5 protein-coding genes and 1 pseudogene are annotated in these 6,541 nt (G+C 69.6%); 3 read left to right on the plus strand and 3 right to left on the minus strand.

What is annotated here, in order from left to right; genetic code table 11:
- The first annotated feature begins 341 nt into the window (after positions 1-341).
- The 3 genes from ACH5AF_RS26355 to ACH5AF_RS26365 are packed head-to-tail and all read left to right on the plus strand — an operon-like array spanning position 342 to position 3,264.
- Positions 342-947, plus strand: coding sequence for a LysE family translocator (locus ACH5AF_RS26355; protein WP_398904792.1), 606 nt, complete (start codon positions 342-344; stop codon positions 945-947).
- Between the two features lie 2 nt (positions 948-949).
- Positions 950-1,651, plus strand: coding sequence for a B3/4 domain-containing protein (locus ACH5AF_RS26360; RefSeq protein ID WP_398904794.1), 702 nt, complete (start codon positions 950-952; stop codon positions 1,649-1,651).
- A gap of 41 nt (positions 1,652-1,692) precedes the next feature.
- The gene (locus tag ACH5AF_RS26365; protein WP_398904827.1) at positions 1,693-3,264 is read left to right on the plus strand and encodes a PLP-dependent aminotransferase family protein; all 1,572 of its coding nucleotides are present in this window, start codon (positions 1,693-1,695) and stop codon (positions 3,262-3,264) included.
- 102 nt (positions 3,265-3,366) lie between these two features.
- Here the strand turns inward: ACH5AF_RS26365 and ACH5AF_RS26370 are convergent, their stop codons facing one another.
- The 3 genes and pseudogenes from ACH5AF_RS26370 to ACH5AF_RS26380 form a co-directional block, all read right to left on the minus strand.
- The gene (locus ACH5AF_RS26370; protein ID WP_398904796.1) at positions 3,367-4,911 is read right to left on the minus strand and encodes a long-chain fatty acid--CoA ligase; all 1,545 of its coding nucleotides are present in this window, start codon (positions 4,909-4,911) and stop codon (positions 3,367-3,369) included.
- A gap of 150 nt (positions 4,912-5,061) precedes the next feature.
- Positions 5,062-6,258 (minus strand): PucR family transcriptional regulator, encoded by a 1,197-nt coding sequence (locus ACH5AF_RS26375; RefSeq protein ID WP_398904798.1) that lies wholly within the window; start codon positions 6,256-6,258, stop codon positions 5,062-5,064.
- 182 nt (positions 6,259-6,440) lie between these two features.
- Positions 6,441-6,541, minus strand: a pseudogene (locus tag ACH5AF_RS26380) (electron transfer flavoprotein subunit alpha/FixB family protein); the annotation flags it as partial.

Consider the following 6,541-nt stretch of genomic DNA (forward strand, 5'->3'; position numbering starts at 1 on the left):
GCCTGCGACGCGACAGGCGGTAGGGCTGTATGTGGCAGCGAAGCCGGTCACGGCTCCCCGAGCGGGCAGTTGATCGCGCTACTGCCTCAGCCACACCACACCTCTGCCCTGACAGCTGTTCAGGCCGCGGCTGTGAACCGGCCGACCGCCCCGATCGGTGTCGGCTGCGGGGAAGGGAGTCGCAGGCGTGTAGAAGATCCACCGGTGCACCGCCCTTGAGGTCTGGGCCTCACAGCCCAGGCCATCCTTTTTGGACCACTGATCCGGGACAGCTTTGGCCCTGTTGGTCGGACCATGGTCGCGGCACGGTGAGAGGACGCCGAACTTCGCGGAGGTCCCCCTTGAGTATCGCGTTCTTGCTGACCACCCTGGTGATGGTGATCACGCCCGGCACGGGCGTGGTGTACACCCTCGCCGCCGGGCTGTCCCATGGCCGCCGGGCGAGCGCGGTCGCCGCGTTCGGCTGCACGCTCGGTATCGTGCCGCACCTGGCAGCGACGATCACCGGCCTCTCCGCACTGCTGCACACCAGCGCGGTCGCCTACGAGACGGTGAAGTACCTCGGTGTCGGCTACCTGCTGTTCATGGCGTGGGCGATGCTGCGTGACAAGGAGGCATTGGCCGTCGCGCAGGAAGTCGAGCCGCGGCCGGCGCTCCGCGTGATCGCTTCCGGGGTGCTGGTCAACCTGCTCAACCCGAAGCTCACGATGTTCTTTGTCGCGTTCCTGCCGCAGTTCGTCCCCGCCGGTGCATCCGGCTCTCTTGGCGTGATGCTCCAACTCGGTGCCGTCTTCATGGGACTCACCTTCGTCGTCTTCGCCGCGTACGGAATGTGCGCCGCCGCCGTCCGCAGCCGCGTGCTGGCCCGGCCTCGGGTGATGACCGGCGTGCGGCGGGTGTTCGCAGCCTGCTTCCTGGGCATGAGCGTGCGACTGGCGGTGGCGTGATCATGCGCTTCGAGCACACGGATGCCATCTGGTCGGGCTACCCCCAGCTCACCGCCGGAGCGCTGTACGCCACCGGAGTCGGTGCCGACGCCGACGTCGGCCGGCGAGTCGCCGCATACACCGCCCGCGCTGCGGCCCGGCTGGCCGGTGCCACAGAGAGCGAGTTCCCCGAAGTCCTGGCCTGGCGGCGGGCCTTTTCCCGAATGGGGCTCAAGCCCACGCAGTACCGGTGCGCCGCGGAGTCGCTGCTGCGGCGGTTGCGGAAGGAGGGGAAACTCCCACGCATCCACCCGGTGGTCGACCTGTGCAACGCCATCTCGGTCGCCTACGCGGTCCCGGTCGCGGTTCTCGACGCCGACCGCATCGCCGGCCCCCTGCTCACGGTGCGCCATGCGCGGGGTGACGAGCGCTACACGACATTCGGCGGCGCCATCGAGCACCCGGCACCTGGTGAGGTGATCTTCGCCGACTCCGCCGGCAGGGCCCATGCCCGGCGCTGGACCAACCGGCAAAGCGGCGACTCCGCGGTGAGCGAGCGCACCAGCACGGTCCTCGTGGTGGCGGAGGGCATGCATGACGACGGCGCGCAGGCCGTGCCGGAGCTGCTGAAGACAGTCGCCGAAGAGTTGGCCGCGCACTGGTCGACCGACCCCACGGCCGCCATCCTCACCCCGTCCTCACCGGAGTTCGTCTTTGGCTGCTGAGAATCCGCCGGTGAGCAGGAGCCGCAGTGGCGCCTGACACCATGGGCCTGGTGAATCAGGCGAGACGGGAAGCGGGCGGACCGGCCACGGCAGGTGCGACGGGTGCGTCGTCGACGAACGGTGGGACCCCCTCGGCCCATGGCTCGGATTTTCTGCAGCTCGACGCCGGGGAAGCGCCTGTCGGTGGCAAGTCGGCCTGGCTGGCCGGGCGGCTGCGCGAGGCGATGGCCGACGGCCGGCTGACGGTGGGCAGCATTCTGCCGCCCACCCGGGTACTCGCCGCCGAACTGCGGGTCTCTCGGGGGGTGGTCGCTGAGGCATACCGGCGGCTGTCCGAGGACGGTCACGTCGAAGGGCGCCGACGCGGCGGGACCGTAGTGGTCGCGGTACCTGCTCCTGTGCCGCCCAGGGCACGTCCCGGGACCGGGCCCTCGCGGCCCTCGGCCCCGGGCACCGCCGGGAACGCTGCACCTGGCACGCTGTTCGTCGGCGAACCGGGCGCCGATGTGTTCGACATGCTGCGTGCCACCCCTGCCCGTATCGACTTCACCCCCGGCCAGCCCGATCTGACGGTGTTCCCCCGAGCGGCCTGGCTGAGAGCGGAACGAACGGTGCTCACCGAACTGTCCGCCGAGAACCTCAGCTACGGCGACCCTCGCGGCACCCCGCAACTGCGCAGCGCCATCGCCGGCTGGCTGGCACGCACCCGCGGCATGCGGACGGACCCGGACGAGGTGTTGGTCGTCGCCGGTACCGCTCAGGCGCTCACCCTGCTGCACCCGGTGCTGCGGGCGGACGGCATCGACCGCGTCGCAGTCGAGGACCCGGGCTCACTCGGCATCCGCCGGCATCTGCAGCACGGAGCCCTGGCCACCCCACCGGTGCCCCTCGACGGCGACGGTGTGCACGTAGAGGCACTTCGCGCCACCGGCGCCCGCGCGGTACTGCTCACGCCCGCCCACCAATTCCCCACCGGCGTGGTGACCAGCGGCGAGCGCCGCCGCGAACTGCTGCGCTGGGCCCAGGACGGCGGCCTGATACTGGAGGACGACTACGACGCGGAACACCGCTACGACCGGCCGCCGGTACCCGCGCTCCGCGCGCTGCTCGCCGACCATGTGTGCTACATGGGCAGCGTGTCCAAACTGCTCGCACCCGCGCTGCGCATCGGCTGGGTGATACCGCCGCGCCGCCACCGAGATGCCCTGATCGACACAAAGCGCTTCACGGACCTGGGCAACGCGGTGCTGCCCCAACTGGTGCTGGCCCGCCTGATGGAATGCGGTGACCTGGAACGGCATCTGCGGCTGCTGCGCGGCCGTCACCGGCGGCGCCGCGACGCGATGATCAAAGCCATCGCCGAGCACCTGCCGGGCGCGGTGGTCCACGGCGCAGCAGCCGGTCTGCACCTGACCGTCACCTATAGGGCAGAGGTAGCCGACACCGAGCTTGCCGCCGCGACGCTCGCCCGGGGTGTGAAGTGCCAGCCGTTGTCGTGGCACCGGCAGCTGCCCGGACCACCCGGCATCGTCCTCGGCTATGCGGCCACCCCGGCCGGCGCCATCGCCGAAGGAGTGGCGACGCTCGGCGAGGCACTGCTTGAACTGGCCTGATGCAGGCAAACTGCGGCGCCGGTGTGGAGCCGCTGACGGCACGTGCCCAGTCACCGGCCTGGCCTGCCGTTTCTGGTAAACCCACCGACCGCTGCCGCGACCTCAGGCGAGTTCGCGCTTGAGGATCTTGCCGGTGGCGTTCATGGGGAGGGCGTCGCGGAATTCCACGAGGCGTGGGTATTTGTAGGAGGCCATGTTGGCTCGGCACCATTCGATGAGGCCCTGCTCCGTGATCTGCGCCCCGGGGGTACACACCACGTACGCCTTGACCTCCTCGCCGTGGCTGTCGTGCGGCACACCGAGGACAGCGGCGAGGCTCACCTCGGGATGGGTGATGAGAACCTCCTCTATCTCCCGCGGATAAACGTTGAAGCCACCTCGGATGATCAGGTCCTTGGCACGGTCCACGATGTAGACATAGCCGTCGTCGTCACGGCGCGCCAGGTCACCTGTCCGCAGCCAGCCGTCGCGGATCACCTGGGCTGTGGCCGCCGGCCGGGCGTGGTAGCCCTTCATGACGTTGTGCCCGCGGATCGCGATCTCTCCGACGGAACCGTCCGGCACGTCATTCCAGGTGTCGTCGATGAGCCGGATCTGCACGCCCCAGACAGGCAGACCCACGGAGCCCACGCGCGGTGTGCACCCCAGCCGGTTGAAGAGCGCGACCGGGCTGGTCTCCGACAGGCCGTAGCCCTCCTGGACGGTCACGCCGAAACGCTTCTCGAACCCCCGGTGGATCTCCACGGGCAGGCTCGCGCCGCCCGCGACCGCCACCCTGAGGTTCTTGCCGATCGCTTCGGTATCGAGCCCGTCGAGGTCGGCGCGGAGCATGCCCCAGTACATCGTCGGTACGCCGGCGAAGAAGGTGACGGACTCGGCGGCCATGGTTTCCAGGGCGGCACGCGGGGCGAACCGCGGCAGGAACACGAGGGTGGCGCCTGCGCCGAGCCCGGCGTTCATCTGCACCGTCTGACCGAAGGAGTGGAACAGCGGGAGTGTCACCAAGTGAACGTCGTGCGGGTCCCCACCGAACAGTCGATGGCAGGTGAGTGCATTGAGGATCATGTTGGAGTGGCTGAGTTCCGCGCCCTTGGGCTGTCCGGTGGTGCCGCTGGTGTAGAGGATGACCGCGGTGTCCGTGGGCTCGGTCGCTGCCGTCTCGAAGGCGGCGGGCCGGCCGGCGACCGCCGGTCCCAGGGCCTGGGCACCGGGGATCGGACCCGTGGCGGCGCTCGGGTCGGTGGTGAGGAGGAAGAACTCCGTGCAGGAGTCCGTCGCTTGATAAGCCGCCCATCCCTCCCGGCCGAGTGGCAACTCGTCGGTGCCCTCGTAGCAGAAGTACGCCTTTGCTCCGGAGTCCTTCAGGTGGTAGGCGATCTCACGTGTCTTGAGCATCACGTTCAGCGGCACGACCGTGGCACCCGCCTTGAGGATGCCGTAGTAGACGATCGGGAAGTAGGGCACGTTGGGGCTGCTCAAGGCGACTTTGTCGCCCGGGCCGATGGAGAGCTCGGTGAGAAGATGTGCCACTTGGGCGGCGGCCGCATCCAACTCCGCGTATGTGAGGCGCATATCGCCGAGGATGACGGCGTCGCGATCGGGCATCGCGCGGGCGCTGTCCTCGAGAACCACCGCAAGATTCAGCATGGCCGGCTCCTGACCTTCCTGGCGGGGCGGATACGGGTTCGTCCTGACCGGTTACCGCAATGTTTCGAGGATCCTAAGGAGCAGATGGCATTGATCCCCATGTGCCGGGGTCACGTCCTGGCTGTGCACCGCGCACAGGCGCCAACGGCCTCAGCGGTCCCGTTCGGCCCGGTCATCGGATTGGATGAGCAGCGCGGCGAGGGCGAGACGGTAGGAAAGTTCGTCGCGATCATCGTCCAGGAAGTGGCCGGTGAGCTCTTCGACACGACGCAGCCGGTTGAACACCGTGTTCCGGTGACAGTGCACTGCCTCGGCAGTACGCGCAGCTGACCGGCCGCTGTGGAACCAGGCGCGAAGTGTCGCGAGAAGCGTCTCCCCCTCGTCGTCCGGGAGGTCCAGGACCCGGCCCAGCATGCTGCGCCGCAGCCGGGCGGCGAGCTGCGGCGCGGACACCAGCAGCGCCTCCGGCAGCCGGTCGTCCAAGACGACGGTCTGCACAGCGCCCGGCGGCACGGTGCGCAGCGCGAGCTCGGCCAGGTGGGCCGCGGTTCCGATCTCCGCCAGGCCGGCCACCGCACCTGACACCCCGGCCGGCTGTTCCAGCTGCCCGGACAACAGCGCGGCGATGCGTGGCAGCGAGGTGCCGACGAGCGACACCACACCCAACTCCCGGTCGAGTTCGGTGCGCCACACCGAGCGAATGTGACGGGCCGCGAGATGGCCACGCAGGGAGCGGGCGGTCGGGCGGGCACGGACGGAGCCGTGTCCGGCACAGACCACGACGTAGCGTCCCTCCCTCGGCAGGCCCAGCACCCGCTCCGCCTCGGCAGCGACGGACGGATCCCGGCCGTGGCCCTGGATGAGCGCATCGAGCAGGGCATCCTGGCGCTGCTCCTCCCGGCGGGCGAGATCGCTTTCGCGCGCACGGTACGCCTCGGCAACGCTCACCGAATAGCGGTCGATGACCTGCCAGAGCCGGGCGGCGTGGTCGAGCAGTGCTTCCCGTACTTCCGGACCCCTGATCCGCGACTCCGCAAGCAACCTGTCCCAGACGGCTTCCATGGCCAGCCGGTAGGAGTGCAGTACCGCCTCGAGCGGGAAGTGCTGCTCGGCCCGCCGTCGGCCGGTGGCCTGCGGGGCGTCGTAGACGTGGGGGTGCTCGGGCGACCGGCCGGCGAAGGCGTGGAGCATGCGTTCCATGTTGACTCGCACCGAGTCGGTCAAGTCCGCTTTGGTGACAGGGGACTCGGAGTGGTAGGCGGCCTCCTCCCGCCAGATCAGCTCCACCACGTCCTGGACAAGGGCCGGCAACCCGGCGAGTGCCGCGTCAGCCAGTTCTCTGACCACGGGAGAGACGCCGCCCCCGGTGACCCCTCGCCGGGCGCCTGCGACCTCGGGGCGGGGCGCCGATGTTTCCGGCATCATTGCTGGTCACCGGGGGGCGTGTGGGCAGCGGAGGTACCGGCCGGCTGATTCGGGGTGGACATCCGGTCCTCCTGGCATGGCGATACGAACTGACCCGGGAAGGTTCAGCTCTTGCGGGTCTTGACCTCTTCGGTCAGCTGCGGGACGACGTCGAAGAGGTCGCCGACCACGCCGTAGTCGACGAGGTCGAAGATCGGGGCCTCGG

Source organism: Streptomyces sp. NPDC018833 (assembly GCF_044390825.1).
GTDB lineage: Bacteria > Actinomycetota > Actinomycetes > Streptomycetales > Streptomycetaceae > Streptomyces.

Excerpts from the sequence above, each read along its gene's own strand:
- ACH5AF_RS26360 (WP_398904794.1), top strand. The coding sequence starts at position 950 with ATGCGCTTCGAGCACACGGATGCCATCTGGTCGGGCTACCCCCAGCTC.
- ACH5AF_RS26365 (WP_398904827.1), top strand. The coding sequence starts at position 1,693 with ATGGGCCTGGTGAATCAGGCGAGACGGGAAGCGGGCGGACCGGCCACG.
- ACH5AF_RS26370 (WP_398904796.1), bottom strand. The coding sequence starts at position 4,911 with ATGCTGAATCTTGCGGTGGTTCTCGAGGACAGCGCCCGCGCGATGCCC.